Annotated in this window: 17 protein-coding genes; 9 read left to right on the top strand and 8 right to left on the bottom strand. The window is 58.6% G+C overall.

Annotation, left to right across the window (positions count from 1 at the left end):
- Positions 1-108 precede the first annotated feature (108 nt).
- Positions 109-1,164 (bottom strand): cytochrome-c peroxidase, encoded by a 1,056-nt coding sequence (locus tag NKI15_RS29050; RefSeq protein ID WP_023685632.1) that lies wholly within the window; start codon positions 1,162-1,164, stop codon positions 109-111.
- 939 nt (positions 1,165-2,103) lie between these two features.
- On the opposite strand from NKI15_RS29050, the gene NKI15_RS29045 reads away from it, so the two are divergent.
- A complete protein-coding gene (locus tag NKI15_RS29045; protein ID WP_023690586.1) occupies positions 2,104-2,457 on the top strand; it encodes a hypothetical protein in 354 nt (117 codons plus the stop codon).
- A 136-nt stretch (positions 2,458-2,593) separates the two neighbouring features.
- Here the strand turns inward: NKI15_RS29045 and NKI15_RS29040 are convergent, their stop codons facing one another.
- A complete protein-coding gene (locus NKI15_RS29040) occupies positions 2,594-3,598 on the bottom strand; it encodes a glycosyltransferase family 10 domain-containing protein (RefSeq protein WP_155921702.1) in 1,005 nt (334 codons plus the stop codon).
- Positions 3,599-4,752: 1,154 nt separating this feature from the next.
- On the opposite strand from NKI15_RS29040, the gene NKI15_RS29035 reads away from it, so the two are divergent.
- Positions 4,753-5,226 (top strand): Ros/MucR family transcriptional regulator, encoded by a 474-nt coding sequence (locus NKI15_RS29035; RefSeq protein ID WP_023690583.1) that lies wholly within the window; start codon positions 4,753-4,755, stop codon positions 5,224-5,226.
- A gap of 220 nt (positions 5,227-5,446) precedes the next feature.
- Here NKI15_RS29035 and NKI15_RS29030 read toward each other — a convergent pair whose 3' ends face one another.
- Positions 5,447-5,659: a cold-shock protein gene (locus NKI15_RS29030; RefSeq protein ID WP_023671852.1), complete on the bottom strand. Its 213-nt coding sequence runs from the start codon at positions 5,657-5,659 to the stop codon at positions 5,447-5,449.
- Positions 5,660-5,999: 340 nt separating this feature from the next.
- Here NKI15_RS29030 and NKI15_RS29025 point away from each other — a divergent pair, with 340 nt between their 5' ends.
- The 5 genes from NKI15_RS29025 (at position 6,000) to NKI15_RS29015 (ending at position 9,520) form a co-directional block, all read left to right on the top strand.
- A complete protein-coding gene (locus NKI15_RS29025) occupies positions 6,000-6,254 on the top strand; it encodes a hypothetical protein (RefSeq protein WP_023671853.1) in 255 nt (84 codons plus the stop codon).
- A gap of 664 nt (positions 6,255-6,918) precedes the next feature.
- On the top strand, positions 6,919-7,338 hold the full coding sequence (locus NKI15_RS32035) for a hypothetical protein (RefSeq protein ID WP_155929755.1): 420 nt from the start codon (positions 6,919-6,921) through the stop codon (positions 7,336-7,338).
- 22 nt (positions 7,339-7,360) lie between these two features.
- Positions 7,361-7,543, top strand: a complete 183-nt coding sequence (locus tag NKI15_RS32030; protein WP_023755989.1) for a hypothetical protein — start codon at positions 7,361-7,363, stop codon at positions 7,541-7,543.
- A gap of 218 nt (positions 7,544-7,761) precedes the next feature.
- Positions 7,762-7,974: a hypothetical protein gene (locus NKI15_RS32025; protein ID WP_353009619.1), complete on the top strand. Its 213-nt coding sequence runs from the start codon at positions 7,762-7,764 to the stop codon at positions 7,972-7,974.
- A gap of 88 nt (positions 7,975-8,062) precedes the next feature.
- Positions 8,063-9,520 (top strand): NAD-dependent succinate-semialdehyde dehydrogenase, encoded by a 1,458-nt coding sequence (locus NKI15_RS29015; protein WP_196815273.1) that lies wholly within the window; start codon positions 8,063-8,065, stop codon positions 9,518-9,520.
- Between the two features lie 831 nt (positions 9,521-10,351).
- Here the strand turns inward: NKI15_RS29015 and NKI15_RS29010 are convergent.
- The 3 genes from NKI15_RS29010 to NKI15_RS28995 form a co-directional block, all read right to left on the bottom strand.
- Complete coding sequence (locus tag NKI15_RS29010) at positions 10,352-12,334, bottom strand: class I tRNA ligase family protein (RefSeq protein ID WP_023816331.1); 1,983 nt, start codon at positions 12,332-12,334, stop codon at positions 10,352-10,354.
- Between the two features lie 324 nt (positions 12,335-12,658).
- Positions 12,659-13,438, bottom strand: coding sequence for a phytanoyl-CoA dioxygenase family protein (locus tag NKI15_RS29005; RefSeq protein WP_352887731.1), 780 nt, complete (start codon positions 13,436-13,438; stop codon positions 12,659-12,661).
- A 497-nt stretch (positions 13,439-13,935) separates the two neighbouring features.
- Entirely contained in the window at positions 13,936-15,240 is a 1,305-nt protein-coding gene (locus NKI15_RS28995; protein ID WP_352887725.1) for a lysine N(6)-hydroxylase/L-ornithine N(5)-oxygenase family protein, read from the bottom strand.
- 1,471 nt (positions 15,241-16,711) lie between these two features.
- Between NKI15_RS28995 and NKI15_RS28990 the strand changes: the two genes are divergently transcribed.
- Entirely contained in the window at positions 16,712-17,407 is a 696-nt protein-coding gene (locus NKI15_RS28990) for an OmpW/AlkL family protein (protein WP_502898728.1), read from the top strand.
- Positions 17,408-17,965: 558 nt separating this feature from the next.
- On the opposite strand, the gene NKI15_RS28985 is transcribed toward NKI15_RS28990, so the two are convergent.
- Together NKI15_RS28985 and NKI15_RS28980 are read right to left on the bottom strand one after the other, a co-directional pair.
- Positions 17,966-18,334 (bottom strand): hypothetical protein, encoded by a 369-nt coding sequence (locus NKI15_RS28985; protein ID WP_352887723.1) that lies wholly within the window; start codon positions 18,332-18,334, stop codon positions 17,966-17,968.
- Positions 18,283-18,405 (bottom strand): DUF309 domain-containing protein, encoded by a 123-nt coding sequence (locus NKI15_RS28980; RefSeq protein WP_352887720.1) that lies wholly within the window; start codon positions 18,403-18,405, stop codon positions 18,283-18,285. The genes NKI15_RS28985 and NKI15_RS28980 overlap by 52 nt, the downstream gene beginning before the upstream one ends.
- Positions 18,406-18,982: 577 nt before the next feature.
- Here NKI15_RS28980 and NKI15_RS28975 point away from each other — a divergent pair.
- Positions 18,983-20,320, top strand: a complete 1,338-nt coding sequence (locus tag NKI15_RS28975) for an NAD(P)-dependent oxidoreductase (RefSeq protein ID WP_352887718.1) — start codon at positions 18,983-18,985, stop codon at positions 20,318-20,320.
- The last annotated feature ends 11 nt before the right edge of the window (positions 20,321-20,331 follow it).

The raw sequence follows: 20,331 nt of genomic DNA, 5'->3' as shown, positions 1-20,331 counted from the left end.
TTCGGGTATCGCTAGCGTCCCGCCAATTCGGAGATGGACGTCGCAATTCGTGTCGCCAAGTAAAAATCGCCAATCATTTTCGATTGCAAGTCCGCAGCCAGTTGGCCCTTATTTTCCTGAGATCTGCGTTACAGGCCGGGGCGTTGTCGCCGTTTCTGAGGGTAAGATGGGATAGGCGACGTCAGGTGCCTCTCCGGTCAGCGAGTTGAGGAAGGCAACAAGCAGGTCAACTTCTTCGTCCGCCAGTACTACGCCGAGCTGGGTGGTCCCCATAATGGCGACGGCCTGTTTCAGATCCCAAACCTTGCCCGAATGAAAGTATGGCGCGGTGAGTGCAACGTTGCGCAGCGGCGCCACGCGGAAGACATAGGAATCGTCGGCTGCATTGGTGACCTCAAATCGGCCCTTGTCTTTGTCCGGCAGGACTTCGGCGCTGGGCCGTTCCACGAGGCCGAATGGGTAATAGGCTTGCCCACCAACGTTGATGCCGGCATGGCAGGACGAGCAGCCTTTGTCCATGAAAAGCACCAGGCCCTGTTTCTGTTCGGAAGTCATGGCAACCTCATCACCATTCAGGAAGCTGTCGAACGGGGCAGGTGTGACCAGTGTCGCCTCGAAGGCTTCGATCGCCTTGGCGAAGTTGTCGAAGGTGACCCGATCGGCTTCAGCCGGAAAAGCTGCATCGAACCACTCGACATATTGCGGCATGGACTTGAGAGTGGCGATGAGTTGGCCCGGTGTATTGGCCATTTCGATCCCGGCTTGGACCGGTCCCTTCGCCTGAGCCTTCAGGTCTTCGGCACGACCATCCCAGAACTGGGCGATGTTGAAGACAGCGTTCAGTACAGTCGGCGCGTTGCGCTGTCCCTTCTGCCAACCATGGCCAATCGAGGTTTCGTGATTGTCGTCGCCGCCGGTGGCCAGGTTGTGGCATGAATTGCACGACAAGACGCCTGACGCCGAGACGCGTGGATCGAAGAACAGTGCCTTGCCGAGAGCGATCTTTTCCGGGGTGATCGGGTTGTTGGCGACTGTCGGCGTGGTGGATGGCAAAGCCGTGAAGGTGGCCAATGCCGTATCTCTGAGGTCGGTGGGGATCGAATCCGCAGCAAAGGCGGTGGGTGCCAGCAAGGTGACAGCCATCGTACTGAATAGGATTTTCATAATTGGTCTTCCTGCGTCGTCCACGCAGCCATTATGCGATCTGCGGCTCATGAACGCCCTGAGCTAGATCAGCTTGAGGGAGAGGACGGGGTCTCACACCTGTTTTCGCAGCTGAGCTGGGACCCTCTTGGAAGCGATCGCTCTTCTCGATTGGACTTCAGGGAGGAGGAGTATCCCTGGTTGGCAACCGGTTTTATGCATCAAAGCACGCCCTGAGGGCGGCTTCGTAGATTCGGTCACTGCGATCTTTCAGCCAAGGTTGAGAAAGTCACAGCATGCGCAAGACTGGCAATCTCTTGCACGAGGTGCGCTGCACGCCTTGCGAAAAGTGAGCTTCTGAACCGTCAGGGTTCATTCGTTGCGTGAATCGGCCTTATCGACACACGCCGACTGCACATTGTGATGTCACCAGCGATGGCGGTTTCAATACCTAAGCAGCGACGGTCTATGTGACAGTATGGATGTCGTATCGGAATAGGCGTTCCGCCTTTGTGGACCGTCACACCGGCATATAGCTCCGCTTCCACGAACATCCCATCACGCGAGGAAAGACATGGCCAACACGCGCAGTATCGCCAATCTAGCCCTTTGTGTCGACGGCGCCGCGATCGAGCAGGTCCACCCGCTGTAACTGCCTCACCTTGATCCACAGATCCTAGGCGCTGACCAGTTTGTCGTCATCATTTGACGGGCGGGGGGCATTGGCCCATAAGCGAGCCAACGCAAACTGTGCGGTTGCCAATGCGTAATGAAGTGAATTGCAATGATCTTCGGTTTGCGAAACACGCACTTCCGACGCAGCTTGCGTTGACAGAGGCGCTTTTAGGCGCAATAGCACTTCCGCTGGCCTATTTTGTGGAGTTCAACTGTGGTTCGGCCAAGGGCGCGGGGCGCCGGACCGGCCCCTTGTAAACCTAATCAAAGAGAGAGAGACCCTGCATGGAAGAAATCTTACCGCGCATCGCCACTGGTGCCGGCATCGGCCCGGCTCTCGCAGAGAAGGCCGTTGGGTTAATGCTGGGGTTCCTGCGGAGCCACGCGGCCGACGGTCCCGGCGCGCGCATGATCGAGGCCATTCCGGGAGCTTCGGAATTAGTAGCGAAGTATCATGGCGACGACCCAGAGGGTGGCGGCCTTATGGGGCTCGGGCAGCAATTGATGGGTGAGGGTCTCAGCATGGCAAAGATCGCCGCCCTCGCCAACGAGACGATCGCCTGCGCCAAGGAACATGCCGGCGACGAACTCGTGGACGAGGTCCTCAATTCCGTTCCTGGCCTTCCCCAGTTCGTCTGATCAGCGGCAGCCGGGGCGCATGACCTTGTGCGCCCGTGCCGGCCCGTCTGCGCAGCAGGCATTCTCCGCCGAGCGTTCCGCACCGATCTCGCCAGACCACCAACCGCTGGGCACGCGAATCGCGCGTTGGAGTACTTCATTCGTCTATCGAAAAATCAACTTCAGGCGATTCGATGTGTATAATTTCTGGCGGTAAGGGTTTATCCTGAACGCTTTCGATGAAGCCCGCGAGATAAGCAAACGTATTGTATTTCTCGAGGACTAGCCGTTTCGCCTCTCTTATTGCGCCGCGACGTTCCTTCCAGAGGTCTGAGTTGATGATTTCTTGAATTTTTTGGATTACGTTCTTGTCCTCTGGGTCAATCAGAACCATAGAGTCCGAAGGGAAGAACCTCGTGATTGCCGGGCTGCCGTAATAGATCGGCATTGTTTCAGCGACGAAGCAGTCCATAAGCTTCTCTGTAAAATAGTAATCAGCACGAGTATTCTCGAACGCTATACTGTAACGATAAGGTGCGAGCGCGTTCCATTTATCTCCAATCAGCCGAAAACCTCGGCCGAACAGGTCAAAATCGAGCTCCTTTCTTAGCCGTTCCAGAAACGCCAGCCGATACCGATGTCCTTTAAGCAGGGCGATGTTACTGGTAATCCATGAGAGCCGAAGTGGCTTATCCATGACTTCGCTGACCAGAAGTTGGTCATATGTCTTGTTTACAGACCAAGACCGAGTGATCGGTGGAGACAAAACGAATCGGCGAGCTGCATTCTGCCGAGCAACCAGCTCTGCGTCAGACGTCAGGACGATAGTATTTTTCCCCTGCCCTTCATGAAATGCACGATGAGCTTTCGTCGGCGGTTCGCCGATTGCAAAAATTGTCCTGTTTGGGCTCGCCTCGATATCAACAGGGAGCCCAAAAAGAGAAGCAGAGTTAAAGACAATATGCCAATCGGGCACGAAGGATGTCGTGCGTACAAAAGCGACATTGTTCCAGATTCCACTGCCCTTTGGAGTGAGCTGGTGGATTGCATCATCCAAAACGCCCCAAGAATCTAGACATGTAGCAACAATGGGCGCCGGGCGTTCCGTCAACAATTTGGCCGACAAAGCAGTTCCACTCCCTTCACTCGTGAAGGTACTCAATCGCCATTCAGGATTGCGGTAACATCGGGCAGCATAAACCTTCCGAGACCTGCTGTCGAGGCAATTGTCGCTTTGCACTTGACCAGGTTCTTCCTCGCTTCGTGTGGTGATTAGGCCGGCTGAGTGGCAGCATGCGTGCCTAAGGAGTTCGCAGCCGGCGCTGCCTAATGGTACGTTTGATCGTCTTCAGGCGGTTGATCAGCCCTTCCGCTTCGGCCGTTCTCCACGGCAGTTCAATGGTATCGCGAACGGAGTCACGGCGTAGGACCAGACCGAAACGCGTGATGGCAATGAGCCGGGTGACGCCAAGTCGATCGAAGTGCCGAGCTTGCCCAACTCACAGGCCCCGCAAAATGCCGCGGAAGGGCATGGCAAACCTGCGCATAGTGGCAAACTCATGTCATCCCTGCTTCAGGACGTCGACCTTTCTGGCCTGGTTGATCGTCAGCACATCCGTTGGCTTCATGCAGAGGGCCTCGGCGACTACCGGCGAGATCACACGGCCGGTCGCGGCATTCTGTATGAGGACGCGTCGCTGGCTGGTTGATGCGTATGATTGATGCAGGCGGCTCACTGTCCTTGCCCGGCCTCTCGGCGCGGCGCCAACTTGCGAGAAGCCGCTCCAGATTCGAGAAGCTGCCGGTCGCCGCGCTGTTTGATATCGTGGAACAGGTGTCATCCGCAGCCACTGCCGCCTCTCCAGGACCGGCTAAGAAACGCCTCGAAATACATTGATGTCCTAGGTTTATCAGCGGCGGTTCCCAGCCCCTTGCAAGAGCGGCTCACCGGCGATGAACTTACATCACTTTGGCCGTTGCCAATGAACGTTTGTTCCATCGTCCCTGACGCCCACCATCAAGCGACCACTATCGCTCGATTTCACAGTCCAAAGAAGCAAAGCGCGACAAAAACAGCGCGCTTAGCCTCGAGGCTACTAGGAACTTCGGCGCAAAGTTAGAGCGGAACGCGCCACGCACCTCGGCAGGGTCGCCAACAACGAGTGGCTCAGCGGTCACAACGCGAAATATGGCGCATCGATGTCGCTTCTGGACGAGCATTGGCAATAACGCAGTCAGAGACATTGTTGCTTTCAGCGGCAACCGGCCCTATGAAGCGACGCTTCGCTGACTATGTTTCACCGCCTGGAGAGTTTCATGACAGAAGAAGCCGGAAAAAACGTCGACACCCTCATTGAGCTTGCCGCCGACGTCGTGTCGGCCTACGTGTCCAACAATCCGATCCCGGTGGGGGATCTCCCTGCCCTCATCGGCCAAGTGCATGCGGCTCTGAGAGCGACGGCCGGAGGTATCCCTGCACAAGAGCCGGTTGCCCTTACGCCCGCAGTCCCGATCAGGAAGTCGGTGACACCGGACTACATCATCTCCCTTGAAGACGGGAAGAAATTCAAATCTTTAAAGCGCCATCTGTCGACCCACTATGGGCTGACGCCGGGTGAATATCGGGCCAAATGGGGCCTGCCGGTGGATTATCCCATGGTGGCGCCGAACTACGCCGCGAAGCGTTCGTCACTGGCGAAATCGATGGGGCTCGGCCGCAAACCGAAAGCGCCGAAAGAGCCGGAAGCGCCGGTGCCGACGAAGCGAACTCGCAAGAAGGTCGCGGCTTGATTGCGGCAATTGAAATCCCTTCTGCAGCGTTGCAGCCGTCGGCTTAATCGTCGCATAAAAAAGGCGGGGCCAACCCCGCCTTCCTTTCCAACAACTTGTTTCATGAGGAATTCGCGACCCATGCAGCAATCTGCTGCCCTCACTTTTGCTCGTCCCTATCGAGCGGCCGTGAGCACTTCCGGGCCTACACGCCCACTCTTGCGACTTCGCAGGAGAAAATTCAACCAGCTTTGCTCAGGCTGCCAGCGGAGGACTTGCCAGTGCGGCGATCCTGCTCGATTTCATAGTTGATCTTCTGGCCGTCAGCGAGGGTCGAGAGGCCCGCGCGTTCGACAGCGGAAATGTGGACGAAAACATCCGGCCCGCCATTGTCGGGCTGGATAAATCCAAACCCCTTGGTGCTGTTGAACCACTTTACCGTTCCAGTCGTCATATACTTGTTCCTTCTTCTACAATGCAACGTGGGCAGGCCATTAGGCCTGTCCGAGTCATAGCCGAGAGTTGGGCGCAGCAAAAAGCGAAAAATTGTTAAGCCCCAATCAGCTGGCGCACTCCATTGTTGGCGTAGCCGCCAGCAAGCACTGTCCACACTACCGCTCGACCAGGCCGGAAGCGCTCGATCTTCCAACGCTCCTCAGCGCCCAGGTCTATGGCTCGTGCTTTGGCACGAGACGTAAGGCCGATTGCTGCTCGTGCCGTCAGGTCAAAGGCCGGGTAGTTCACGGAGCTGCCTTCGTGCATAACACCTTGGGAGCGCCTTAAGGAGTTTCGAGTTGGATTGTTTCAAGAGGGTCGAGGGGTTGATCGATGCGACCAGCGTGGAAGCGATCGATAGCGCGCGCGTTTTGCTGGACCAGTTCAAGGGCAAGTCAGAAACAATCGCCCAAGCGATTGACGACTTCCTGCTTGATTTCATGACCTTGCTGTTTGTGGTAGAAGCCACGCGCGAGCAGTTCCACAATCCGGCGAGGCGGTTAGCGCGCATCAGATTGAGCAAGGTCAGGCTGTTACTCACGCGATGCTCTTGACCTAAGCGACCACTCCGCCAGGCATGCATTTGCAGCCGAGCGCACCGGGCGGTATTTTACGCACATGAAATCAATCGCGACCGCTAAATTCTGCTGTTTGGTTCCCATGGACGACGGCAAGCGCGGACAGCTTCCGTGCTGCTGTCCTGCAGCGGCAAATGTGCTGCATGCCCCCATCCAAGGCGAGCTCGACGTTGTTTCTTACGTTGACCAAGGTCCCGCGAAAACACTCCCCTTTCCGCAGCAACTCATCACTGTTCAACCGCCTCGCGGCAGGCCATCACGCCAGAAGACAGCAACGGCATCGTTTTTCCCGCCCAGTCCTACGACCTCGTTTTCCAGCGCCTCGCGAATGTCGCCACCCGCCGTTTTTTTACAGGTCCGTCTTCGCGCGCGAGCTGGGTCCGCGCCCACTTAGCTACGCTGCTCACGCCTCTACCCTTCAGTACCGCCCGGTCTGACTGTCGAGGACATCGGTCCGCTGGAGCGACAACATTTCAATTCTGACCATCGGTGCAGCGGCCTTCGAAGCGCATCCTGTCCCCCTTCCCCAGCAGCGCGCCCAATCGTCTTCCAATGAAGAAGATATTCTCAGCCGTGCTCGCGTCGCCTTCAGCCCCGTTCGATGGCCCACAATGTCGGATGCACAACATGTCAGACTGACTTGTCCACATGCCTCGAATGTTTTCTGATCTGGCACGGTGCATGCGTGGTCGTCCGCAAGGCGTCGCGGATCAAGGAAAATCCCTCCAATGACCATCCCCCCAAGAACACCGCCGCCGGTCTCCTGGACTCATCCCAAGATGAGGCTCGAGTGAGCCTTGGCCGCATGATTCATCTGGCTCGGCCTGCCCGCCGATCCTCCCACGGGGATCGAAGACGCAGCCCGTTCAGGAAAATGAGGAACAAATCACTGCCTCGAAACTTGCCTTTCCAACCGGAGCCATCGATCGCCCCCTGGCTGCGCAAGGCATTCACTGCCACCGCCCTGGCCCTGGCGACGACCGCTCCGGCTCTGGCCGCCACCGACGGCGGCAAGATTACGGATTTCCTGCTCGATGATGGCATGGAACGGTCGACATGACCCCGCGCAAATCGTCACTCATATGATCTGGCACAAGGTCCGCAGCGCCGACGAGCCACCGGGCAAACCCGAACTTGCCCCTTCCCTCGAGCGTCTGATCTTTAGGGCGACGCCCAACCACGCCGACAGCGAGTTCGACGGAGCCGTCTCAGTCAGCGGCTATAATACCGCCCTCACCGCCTATAAATCGCTTTGGGCGAGATGATGGGCTTCGAGGCCGCTAAACGACCATGATCGAGAGCGAGCGAAACACGATCCTGAAGGAGCGCCGTTGCCGCACAGAGACGAACTGCTGGACGGGAAGGTCAACGCGACGTTGCGGCCAATCAGCCCTACCGCATTCCGGTCAACGGCTGGAGAGGAGATGCAGAAGCTGAACGGCACCGACGCATTCTCGATCTCCAACGGATACCGAACAACGCCGTGCTGGTGGTGGCCGGCGACGCAGAGCCTGAGACGGTGAAGGCGCTGGCAGCGAAGACCTATGGAAAGGTTGCGCGCGGGCCGGACCTGCCACCGCGCAACCGACCGTCGAGCCCGACTAGTAGAACCGCTAGGCGTCTTGTAGCGAATTCAGATATTCTCCCTGCCACTTGGGTACCGTGGTCTGCTAGCTGTATGGCCGAGGCCCTATAAGGAACCTTTACGTCCGGAATACACACCCCACCGACTATATACACCTGCTGCGTTGAGGAGGAATCCGGTATTGCCCCTGTGCCCGCCGATGATCCGTCACCTGCGATCCCCTGACCTGTTTGGACCCATCGATCGCCTGCCGGCACTTGGCACGCGGATGGGCGAGCGGACATTTGAGGTTCTCAACCCGTCGACCGGCGAAGTGCTGGCAGAGCTACCCGATATGGGTGTCGAGGAGACATGCGCTGCGATCAACAAGGCCTATGTCGCGCAGCCTGGATGGGCAGGGTTTACCGCACGTGAGCGCAGCGACGTTCTATGGCGATGGCATCAGTTGATCATCGACCACGCCGACGATCTCGCTGCAATTCTCACTGCGGAGATGGGCAAGCCGCTTGCGGAAGCCAAATCGGAGATATCGCATGCTGCGGCGTATCTGCAATGGTATGCCGAGGAGGCAAATCGGGTCTATGGCGAGACGATCTCCGCACCATCGGCCGACCGCCGAATGTTGGTGATCAAGCAGCCCATCGGGGTCGTCGGCACGATAACGCCATGGAATTTCCCGGCCTCGATGGTGGCGCGCAAAATCTCCCCAGCCTTGGCGGCGGGCTGCACGATCGTCCTCAAGCCCGCTGAACAGACGCCGCTCGTGGCTGGAGCAATGTTCGCCCTCGCCCATCAGGCAGGCTTTCCCGAAGGCGTCGTCAACCTGGTCTACGCATCCGAAGCTGACGCGGTCGGCCGCGAACTTTGCACAAATCCCAAGGTCCGCAAGATCAGCTTCACCGGGTCTACTGAGATCGGGCGCCTACTCATGCGCCAGTGCTCAGCCCAGATCAAAAAAGTCAGCCTAGAGCTTGGCGGCAATGCACCTTTCATCGTCTTCGATGACGCCGATATCGATGCCGCGGTTGACGGTGCGATCCAGGCGAAGTACCGCAATGCCGGTCAGACCTGCGTTTCAGCGAACCGCCTTTACGTCCAGTCGCGCGTTCACGACGAGTTCGTCGAGAAATTCGTGGAACGGGCTCGCCAACTTCAAGTTGGTGACGGTTTCGCTCCCGGAGTGGACATCGGGCCTCTCATCGACAAGCAGGCTTTGGCCAAGATTGAATCCCATATTGCCGATGCCGTAGCTAAAGGCGGCGCAATTCAATGCGGGGGCAAACGCGCCGGCACGAATGGCACGTTTTTCCAACCAACGGTCCTGACCGGGGTCACCAGCGAGATGACCGTGGCGCAAGAAGAGACATTCGGGCCGCTCGCACCGATTATTCGCTTCAACGATGCGGATCAGGTCGTGCGTGATGCCAATGAAACGATCTACGGCCTCGCGGCGTATTTTTATGCCTCCAACCTGAAGCGTGTCTGGCGTGTCGCCGAGGCCTTGGAATATGGAATGGTCGGGGTAAATACCGGCCGGATGTCTTCGGAAGCGGCGCCGTTCGGTGGGATAAAACAGTCCGGCATCGGGCGGGAGGGATCCCGCCATGGCCTCGAGGACTACCTCGAATTGAAATACCTCTGCATGGGCGGCATCTGAAGCATCGGCTTGCAGGGTTCACAGACGGGTTACCTAGCGAGCGATCTCCAAACATGTGAATTGTAGAATCGCTCCTCGATTGGGAACTGAGGGGCGGTCCGCACCCGAGCAAACACGCAATCCTGAGGAACCCCCTAAAATAGCTGGATGTATCTCTCGACGAGACAAGCGTCTGCATTTTCGGCGAAGACGGCGCGCATGCGACGGAGGATACGCTTGCGATTTGGCGGCCCTCGCCGACTATCCTCAGGCGACGGGCTGTCATTGCGCGGTCTGGTTGGAAGCTTGTGCACCAAGCCATCGTCAACGCTGATTGAGCAATATCCGGCTTCAGGGGCAGAATTTGGACCTGCTACATTCCGATATCAGTAGCTCAGCTGTTCTTCGGCTGACTGCCGCGCCGGTACACGCTCGGACAGAATCGAAGGTACCATCACGCGGCATTCGCATCCACATTGGTGATCGGCGCACGGTCCAGTGCGCGCCATGTTGACCAAGCGGGTCGAACCGAATGACAGCCTTGACCGGCTGGAGGACGGAAATCCCGATGCCGAAGAGGTTGGTCAGCCCAGTCGAGCCCACACGCATTTTCGGCACGAACAGCAAGGGCTGGGAAGCGATCGGCCGAGCGGTCCTTGAAGGGGCGGGCCAGGGTTGTTTGACGACGCGTTGGTCCAGGTCAGCTAATCTAGTCTCTACCGTTCAGAGCGGCTTCCCTCGCCAGTGACAGCGAGTCAAGATAGTTGGCATCGTCGGCTTTGATTGCCGCGCAGATCTGGTCGAGATGGGGACAGCTCACTGGTGCACCTTTGGGCTCATAGTGTTTCCTCGTCATCGAGGATTGCCGGATTTGGCATAGAACACCACCACGGGTCCGAGATCAAAGCGCGTCCCGGGCGCAAGGCGCTGGACGGACCGGGGCCATGTTTCGGTTGAGGCGCCATCGATGCCTCGCGCCAGCGTTTTGGCGAAGCGGGGCATCAGCGGAGCGAGTGTCGGTGCCAGGATCGCAGCGGCCGTCGTCTGAAGGGCTAGCGAAGTCCGGTTGCGGGCTGGATAGAAACGTCGCGCCGCCGCAAAGTCTTGCGTCCCACGGTAGATCACGCAATCGCGCACGAATTCGCAGACCTGAGTGGCCGCGCGCCGGACCGAGAAGCCTTCGTCCGAATATGCCCGCTCCATCGCAGCGCGATAGATCTCTATGCGAGCAAAGAAGGCGCGGTCGACCGGGCTCCAGTCGCCTGCATCGGGTACACGGCCGGCAAAATCCTGCTTGATTTCCTGGTTCAACGCCTCAAGCCAGTTCAGCCAGATGCTTTGGAACACCTCGTTCTCGGTGCGGCGCAGCGCGTCCAGCGTGAAATCCGTCCGCTCACCTTCCGGGCGTGTCAGGCCCAAATGAAGGCGCACGACGTCGACTGTCTTTGGGCTCAGAACCTCCTTGCCCCAGACCGCATGGCGGCAGCTGGTTGAGAACTTCTTGCCGTCGAGCAGGTAGAACTCGTTGACGTGATAGCGGATGCGTGGCTTCCAGTGGGTGAAGACCTCGGCGTAAAGAGCGGGGTAGAGCAGCGCGTGGTAGAACGAATTGTCGAAGCCGAAGAAATGGACAATCTGCCAGTCGTTGGCGGGCATCTCCGCCTTCCAGTCGCGACCCATCGAGCGGCCGAGCGCCTGGATGTTGTACAGAAAACCGAAGGCCATCTCCGGCCACACCCAGGTCACTTGCCCCGGGAACCCCTCGGCCGGCAGGCCCCAGTCCGAGGGGTGGGTAATGGGTAATGAAAATTCGCCGCGTTGGCGTAGGCGCGCGAAGAGATCCAAGATGCGTAGCGGAACGCCTGATGCCCTTAGATGCCGGTCGATATTGTCGTAGCAGCGGTCCAGGGCAAGTTCCGGACGGCGGAGGGAGCCGACCAGCGGCGCTTCGGCAGACTGCCGTGACCGCGCTGCACCCAGGTCGTGGCAAAGGTTTGGGGCGCCGCATTCCTCGCAGATGTTGCCGGCGGCGGAGCCGCCGCAATCGGGGCAGAGGCCTCTAACATCCGGCTCATAAAGATAGTGGCCTGTCACAGCATCGAAAAGCGCAGGGCTCTGGCGCAGATCTACCGCCGTGCTGCTCAGAAGAGTTCGGAAACACGCGGCTTGAAATTCGCGGTAACCGTCATCGCCCATTGTGGCTTGGAAGCTGTGGACGTCACAATCGAGAACTGCAAGCGTGGCGCGAATCTCGTCGGAGTAGTAGCGCGCCACGTTTGCAGGCGTCCATTGATCGGTAGCGGCGCGTGTCGCGACGTAGCTCTGGTAATCGTCGCTTCCGGTCAGGTGATACGCCTCGACTCCTTTCATGCGCAGGAAGCGGGTATAGACGTCGGCGCCGAAATAGGGGCCAGAAAGATGCCCCAGATGCAGATCGCCATTTGGCGTTGGCGGCGCGGAGAAGACAAAGGTCGGCCCGCGTGGAGCCGTGGTCTTTGCAGCGGCATCAAGGGCGGCCTCGCCGTCTCGCCAGTAGACATCGACGAAATCCAGGTCTTTGTTCCCGTCGTTGCGCAGCACATGCGCTTCAAAAGGATGGAACAGAACGACGTCGCCGGCCTCGACCGAGATTTCCCCAAGGTCGGTGGTGACCTTGCCCGCACCGGACAGGACCACGAAGGCCTCGATTTCGTCGTGCCGGTGGGGCTCGGATGTGACCCCGGGTCCAACCTTTCCGAACGAAAACCCCGTGCGAGCGCTGCCCGTTCCAAGCGTGGCCGTGTCGATACCGAACGCTCGCGACAGCTCCGTTCGAGAAAACGTGTATTTGCGCATGACAACGAACCTAAGGTGTTGAAGAGTGGGCCGGACCTTCGGCTGCAACGAACAGCCTCAAGTGCACTTCATGGAGAGAAACGGCAGTCCGACCCGTTGGCGGCCAGGCCAGGATAGTGCAGCTCTGGGCCGGCAGGCGGGCGACCAAGGGGGGCGCTAGTCGGGCTGTAGGCACACAGAAGACCGCCTGCGACCACCTCCACAATCCACGTGGCGGAAGCGTCCGATGCTCCGCGAGCCCGCAAATCAGACCGCCATACCGTCCGCGCATTTTTTGAGCGGTCGACCAGTTTAGTGTGCATGCCTCCGCCTGGCTGCGTGAGCTCAATCGCGATAGAAGATCCCATTTGGGGGCTTGAGATTGTCGAGATCGGCCACTTTGCCCTCGGGCGGGTTAAGGGCGCGCTTAAGCACGTTATATTCAGCGCGGGTCGGCCCACCGGTTGAGGCACGCTGGAACACCAAGTAGAGTGTCCGCCGAGAACGATTGCTTTTGTTCGGTCGTGAGTAGTGCGGTGCGTAATCGTCGAAGATGAAGATGTCGCCAGCCTTCCATACTACGGGTTCCCAGGAGAACGTTTCGGCAACTTGAGGATCGATCGCCCCACCGGCGTCCATGGGAAAGACCCCCTTCTTGTGGTTGCCGGGGCTGAAGAAAAGCCCGCCGTTTTCCTCGTCGGAATCGTCGATGCCTATGGCGACCACCGCATGGACCATCCGGTCCGCGAGTTTGTGTGGAATGTGATAAATGTCCTGATGCGGGAGATAGCCGCCGCTGTCGGGGTAGTGGAAAATCAGCAGCTCCTTGAGCCTGCGCGAATCTTCGCCAAGCAACTCCTCGACCGCTGACTTTATGCGCTGATCTTCTAAGAGCAAACGGCGCAATGGATCATGGAAGTCGAGAAAATTCTCCATCTTGGAGGTGATCTTTCGATTGTCCGTCGTCTTCTCGAACCACATGAGCCATTTGTCGTCGCTGACATCCCAGCGTGACATATCTTCGACAAAATCAGAGATATCTTCCTGAGCCGCTGGCGCAAAGAAGCTTTCGAGCCTGACGTATCCGTCTTTCTGCCACTTGTCTCTTTGTGTATCAGTCAACATGCGAAAAGCCTCCTGTTGGAAAGACAGATTGGTCAGACCCCAAGGGCGGTCGGGCGCTGATCAAGTTGCGGGTCCACGGAGACGGACTCACGTGGTGAGGAGGCGATGTAAGTGCGTTCCGCTCCGGCGGGTATGTCCGCAGAAGCTCGGCGCGAGACTGCCTATGTCAGGCTCAGCCGGGTCCAGGGGTTCCGTAAACTGGGCCGGATCAATCGCTTCACCCGGTTCAACCACGACACGCATCGCCAAAGGCCGGCACCATCCGCTACCTGCCGACCCAGCCATGGCCGCCAAGACCACGGCGGTCTTTCGAGTGAGCGACTTGGTACGGCCTTGGCAACCGTAGGGGAAATGCACGCCTCCAGAGTGATGCGATGCGCCGCTTGGTCCAAGGGCTTGGTCGATCACGATGATATCGGAGAAGCCTCCGGGGTTCACCGCAGCGCAGGCGGACATCATTCCTAGGATGCCACCGCCGATGATCAAAAGCATACGAGTCATATTCCACTGCCCATTTCTTCGGCTGCGTGGTCGGGCCAGCTCTCGATCGAGGTATGGGTGATGAAGCCAGGATGCTCGGGGTTCGCGCATGGCGCGCGCCCAAGTAGGCTATCGAGGATGCGGCGCGCGCGCCAGGCCAGCAAGCTTAGGTTCGGATCCGCCAGGCCGCGCTGCCCGAGGCTCGCATTTTGTACGAAGATGCGTCTGTCACACGGTCCGTCCCAGCTCACCGAAAAATCCTCGCGAATAGCTAATTCATTGTCGATCTGCTCCAAGCGGCCCATGATCGGTGCCAACAAGCTTGGGACCGCGTTCTCGTAACCGGTGGCCAGGATGACGATGTCAGCCGTGACTTCTTCGAGCTCGTCCATGCCATGCTGCAGGGTCAGCCTGTGACCCGGTCCGGCGTTGATGCAGTGCGAGACGGTGCAGCCCGGCCGCAGTGTGATGTCGCATCGGTTTGGCTCGAAAAATGAGTGGCGGTAGAGCGCCTGATAGATCGCGCGCAACGTGCTTTCTGAAATGCCGTCCGAGGCAAGCACGAAACGCCGCAGGAGCAGCTTACGCTGCGACTCGCTCATCGCCGCGAAACGATCCGAAAAGCAGGGCATGAACAACTCGTTTGTGAACGGGCTGTTGTCCAGAGGCAGATAGTTTTCGCGTTGCGAGACCCAAGTGATCGAGGCAGGCCTCCGTTCTTTCGGCAGGCCGATAAGATGCAACATCACCTCGGCTCCCGATTGTCCTCCGCCGACCACGCAGACATGCTTTCTCCGCACCTCAGGGTGGATGTGCAGTAAAACAGATGAGTGGAACAGATTGCGTCCAGTCCAGCCCTGGAACTGAGGCGGAATTTGCGCCTGCTTGCCAATGCCGACCACGACGTCTCTGGCGCCGAGAATCGCCTTATCCGTCCGCACCCGAAACTCTCCGTCAAAGCGGATTTCGCGCACTGTCTCGCCGCCAAGCACAAGTGGGTTCCTGTGGAAGACCCAGTTCAGGTATTGTTCGAACTCCACTCTCAGCACGGCTTCGAACTGTGCGTTCAGGAAGTGATACAGACGCCCCTTCTCGTGGAGGAAGTTTACGAAAGTGTAGGCTGATCGCGGATTCACTAGAGTGATCAGGTCCTTGAAGTGGCTGACCTGGAGCTCCGAGGAATCGAATGCACTGCCTGGATGCCAGCGGAAGTCGACCTGCCGATCCAGGAACACCGCCCCTTTCCCGACTTGCTCGTGTAGCTGACACGCAAGGCTCAAATTGGACGGGCCAGCACCGATCCCAACGCAAGATAACTCCACTGCTTCCTCCTATAGAGTCTTCCCACTAGGCTGCTTGTTCGCGGCGAATATCGGCCGCAGCCACTGGGCCCCCCTCGCGGACGTTCGGAGCACCGGTCCCGACCGGGTTTGCAAGAATTTGTCCAGCGCGTTCGCGTCGTCGAATGTGGGCCGGAGCATTCCGGCGCGGTAAATCGAGGGGTCAGGCCGGCGACGTGGGGCAACGACGTATGCCTTTCCGTTCGTCTCGATGCCCGCGTGGCCGTCACGCGAGACGCTTTGCAGGCCCATTAAGGTGTTTGAAGCCGGCCCAATCGCCGGCCCGACCGTGACGCGCCGGCCTTTCGGCGGCTTGATGGCAGGCGAGAGCGCGGTGTTCACTACGGCGACGGCATTTTCGGTGCGCATGATCATGGACGGCGTCTCGCTGATGCGTTCGCAGAGTCCCATGCATAGGCCGTGCCAGAGAAGGAAACTTTATTAAACAAAGGGTTGGCGGATTTACGATCCTGTCCGAAATCCGACATTGAGGGGGACGCTTCAGGGGGGGGCGCCCGATTTGCACTTCGGATGTCGCCTTTTTCCGAATAGCTAATCGGGCACCCTCTGCATCAGAATACTTCTCTTATGGAGACCAGCACAGTCTTCATGAACGGACAGTGCAGAACCCTGCGTCTCTGCCGGACAGATCACGATGTGCCGTGTCCATCGAGCTCAGCAGTTGCAAGAGCCCCCAGCTCCTGCCCTATCGTGCTGTTGCACTGGCTCGATCCCTATATCCTCGGAGGCCTCGACATGAAGAGTGACGCAAACTCATGTCCGCCGCGAGGCCTCTCTCATGGGGAAGCAATTCTCTATGGTGGTGAAGGATCGATGCTCATGCTCAGATGGTCGCGGATGGGCGGATGCCCGGCCTAAGCGCATCGATGAATCTCTGTACAGATAGCCGGAACAGAATTGGTTAGGACCATTCTGCCGGTCCAAAGCACGACGCCATTCCATCCCTGCGGCTCAATCCAGGCGGAGGGATGAGGCAGCAGTCTTTTGCGCGCCTACCGGTCGGCCAGGAATGGGAGCCCTCGTAATCGCAGTCATTCGATGATCGCCGCCGCGGAGCTCCTCAGGCCGTGCCGTGCTCGACACCGGCGACGTCGTGGTCGTCAATCGCCCCGTCGCCGACGTAGATGAAGCTCGGCCAGTTGGCGGTGAGCTTCACTGTTATTCCGCAGTGCCCACCGAGCTCGCACAGGAGGTTCTATCAGGGCGGTCACGGCTGCACTCGTTGTCGGGTCTGCGACAAAGTCGACATGAGGCACACGGCAGTCAGAGCCATGTCATTGTTGTGAAATGATTTTCTCGTTTGGCACGACACGTGCAAGACTATCCGCAAACGCGCTGCGGCAAGGACTGGAGAGCGCTCCGCCAATCTCACGCACTTTGCAAGAGTTTCGTAGTTCAGTGCATCATTTCTGAAGAGCAAGGAGAGAATATCATGGCGAGAAAGCGAATGGGCGTGGCGCGGGGCGTAACAGCGGCCATCGTCCTGATTCTGATGGGACAGCAGGCCGTGGCGGCCGAGCTTGCGCAAGCCGCGAGCGTCCAGCAGGCTGGAGCCGCGGTCACGGAATGGCCAAATCCTTGGCAGGTCCGCCTGCGCGCGTTGGGGGTCATTACCGAGGATTCGGGCTACGTCAATGCAGTGCCCGGCTCCGGCCTTTCATATTCGAACACTGTGACGCCGGAACTCGATATCTCCTATTACTTCACGGACAACATCGCCACGGAGCTTATCCTTGGCGCCACCTATGCCAACATCGAGGGCCAAGGAGCGATCGGCGCGCTGGGCAATGTCGGCAAGGTTTGGCTGCTGCCGCCCACGCTCACACTGCAGTATCATTTTACTGATCTCGGCGCGTTCAAGCCCTATGTTGGCGCCGGCGTGAACTACACGATATTCTATAACCAGGATGTCGGCAGTGCCGACGCTCTCAAGATTAAGAACACGTTCGGTACCGCGCTGCAGGTCGGGTTCGACTACATGGTGGATCAGCACTGGGGCGTCAACTTCGACGTGAAGAAACTTTTCCTCAAGCCAGACTTCGACGTCACGGTGGACGGCGCGAAGCTGACGGGAAGGGCCGCTCTCGATCCCTGGTTGATAGGCGCAGGTGTCACCTATCGCTTCTGACAACCAAAGGCGAAGGTGGCTTGCGACTGCCGATCTGAAATGAAGGGCGCCTCATGCGCCTTTCTTTCCCCTCGGCCCTGCACAGGCGAAGGTCGCATCCCCAGAGGTTCTCTAATCGCTTCTGAAGCAGCGACCCCTTGTCGTCGAGATCAGACAGAAGCGTGGGCTCGTCAAGCGGCCACAGTCAATCTGGGGCGGCATTGACCTGACCGCCATCGCGAACGATACGGCGGAAGCGAAGACGTCCGATCGCTGAAGCTAGGATTTCGACTGGCGAAGATGTTGGTCTCAGCCCATGGTGGCTGCCGCGGTACCTGACACCGAGGACGTGATCATGCCCGACGTCCCGCTTCCTGAGCCGCCGACGGTTGAGGAAGTGCCGGTTCCGGACGCATCGAACGCACTGAAGACAGACGAATCCGAAAGAAGAAGCGGTCGCGGAAAGATGTTTCCTTTGCCGCGAGGTGAACGCTGGGAGCGGCGCCTGCCGTGGGTGCTCCGCCAGAGCCGGCCTCAGCGGTAGGTCACTATACCGGGATTGAAACTGCCCTTGTCGAACTATCCATCACAGGCCGGCAGTGCTTCCAAATAAGGCTTGAATCGTCCTGTCGGGTTGCCTATTAGTTTTCCGCCCGAGAATGAAATCGAAGACCGACTCAGGCTGGTCAGGCGTCGGCTCTGGTAAAACAGCCGGGAAAGTTTGGCCGCTTCGGCGTCTACCGCGAGGGCGGCAGGTGTCATTCCGAGTGCAGCCTCAAGGGGCCGGCTCGGCAGAAGCGTCACCTGACGAAAAAGCGCTGCAGCTCTTGCAGCATGGCGCGCGGCAGCGACCCGCTTTCCCCCTCGGATCTTCACCCCGGCCGCTGCCAGCAGGATCAATCCCTTGAAGAACAGGCGCTGCTGAGCGCTTGGTTCGCAGTCTGCCATAGAGGCTCCCAAGCCTCATGAGCTTCCCAGTAATAGCCGTGGTTGAAGAGGTCGATCCCCCATCGGAACACGTTTGAGCGGAGTGATTCCTCGACGGTGACAACGGTCGCTGGATCGTTTTGATAACGGGTCGCAAACCGGATGCGGATCTTTGCCAGGCAGGTGTGCGTAGCTCGGGAAATTCTTTTCGGGCAGCAAGCGAGGACTTGACATAGACCCAGCGATCACGAACGCACGTTGATGGCAATTCACGTAACATGGAATCTGACGGGACACCGCCCTGCATTGGCTGTTTTGGGTCCTGCCATTTCTGAAGATTCCAGCTTCCGCCGTACACACACGACGCCGGGCGTCCTCGGCGGCAGAGGCCGATAGCGCTTGGCCGTCTTGAAGCCCGACTACTCGCGCACCCTTTCGTCGAAGAGGCTGTCGCCAAGCTGTCAACAACAAAGCCTCCCTATCTCAGTCCTTATACGTCTCATAATTGTGAACTGTCCGCCAAAACATTGAAATATCATCAGTAAATCATCAATAAAAATGCAAAGATGTTTTCATACACCTTCCCTTGCTTCTACCATAAGTCTGGTGTATTGCCATTCGATCAGGTGACTGTTGCATGCGAAAACTAAGAAAATCGAGAGTGTACCTATGAAAGGAAACCTACTGTCTGCCGCAGAGGCTGAAAGCGCCGCTCATTTCCGCAACGTCGATCGCATCGGATTCATTGGTACTGGCAGCATGGGGCGACCGATGATCGCCAAGCTCCTGGAAGCCGGCTATCAGGTGGACGTCTACGATATCGATCCTGCGGCTGCGAGAGACGTGCTGGAAAAGGGAGCCCGGTGGCATGACGCACCGCGCGACGCGGCCCGCGATTGCGGGATTGTCATCACCTGCCTGCCGCTGCCACACGACGTCTTTGACAACATGACGGGCGAGCAAGGCACTTTGGCCGGAATGGCACCGGGGAGCGTGTGGATCGATACGTCCACCACCGACTACCACAACACGATCGAGATCGCCCGCCGGGCCGCAGCAATTGGCGTGGATTCGCTAGAAGCCCCCGTGAGCAACTTGTCCCACATGGGCGTCGATTTCGCCAATGTCAGCTTCTTCGTCGGCGGGCCACCGGGGGCCTATGTGCGTTGCGAGGCAGTGTTGCAAACCATGGGAGCCATCTCCTTTCATGTCGGAGACATCGGTCAGGGCCAATCAGTCAAATTGCTGACGAACCTGCTCTTTTACGCTGCAGCCGTTGCGAGCGGCCACGCGCTCTGCCAAAGCGTGCAAGAGGGCGTTCCAGCCCAGCAGGCGTGGCGCAAGTTTGTAGCCTCGTCCGCAAACTCTGTTGCAATCGAGCAGTTCGTCCCGTTTCTTCTTGATGGCAGCTACGATCGCTCTTGCACTCTTGAAATCACGGTGAAGGATCTGGGCTTGACCGTCCAGCTGGCCGACGAACTCGGCGTGGGGCTGCCGATCGGGCGCGCGGTCGAAAGGCGCTATAGCCAGGCGGGTCGGAAGTTCGACCGCCACGACAGCCATCTGCGAGTCGTCGAGCTGGCCGAGGTGGTCTTCGGCGTTCGACTGCAAGTGCCGGGCTATCGCGCGCCATCCAAGTACGGTGCCAATCCCGCGCATACTCCAGACCAAGAATTCCTGACCGATCCCCTCGGACGGATCAAACCGAAGCGTGAGCATGTGTTTCCACTCGAGGACGTCCCGCTCAGTGCCATCCAAATACGCTTGCTCGAGTCTCTCGTCGGCGAGCTCACCCACGTCAATCGCCTGATGCTTGACGAGGCGTTTGATCTTGGGCGCGGCATGGGCCTGAGCGATGCCCTTATGTATGACGTTATCACCTGGAGCGTAGGCGCCTCCGCTTGGTCGGATAGACATGCTCAGCAATACAGCAACGAGCAGCTTGTTGATCTAGACAGTGCCATTGTGCCACCGCTGACGACCGTACCGCATCTGATCTGCCCCTAAAGGAGGAACTG

It is taken from the genome of Mesorhizobium sp. M0862 (assembly GCF_040319795.1).
Lineage (GTDB): Bacteria > Pseudomonadota > Alphaproteobacteria > Rhizobiales > Rhizobiaceae > Mesorhizobium.
This window is presented reverse-complemented; position numbering and strand designations above follow the sequence as displayed.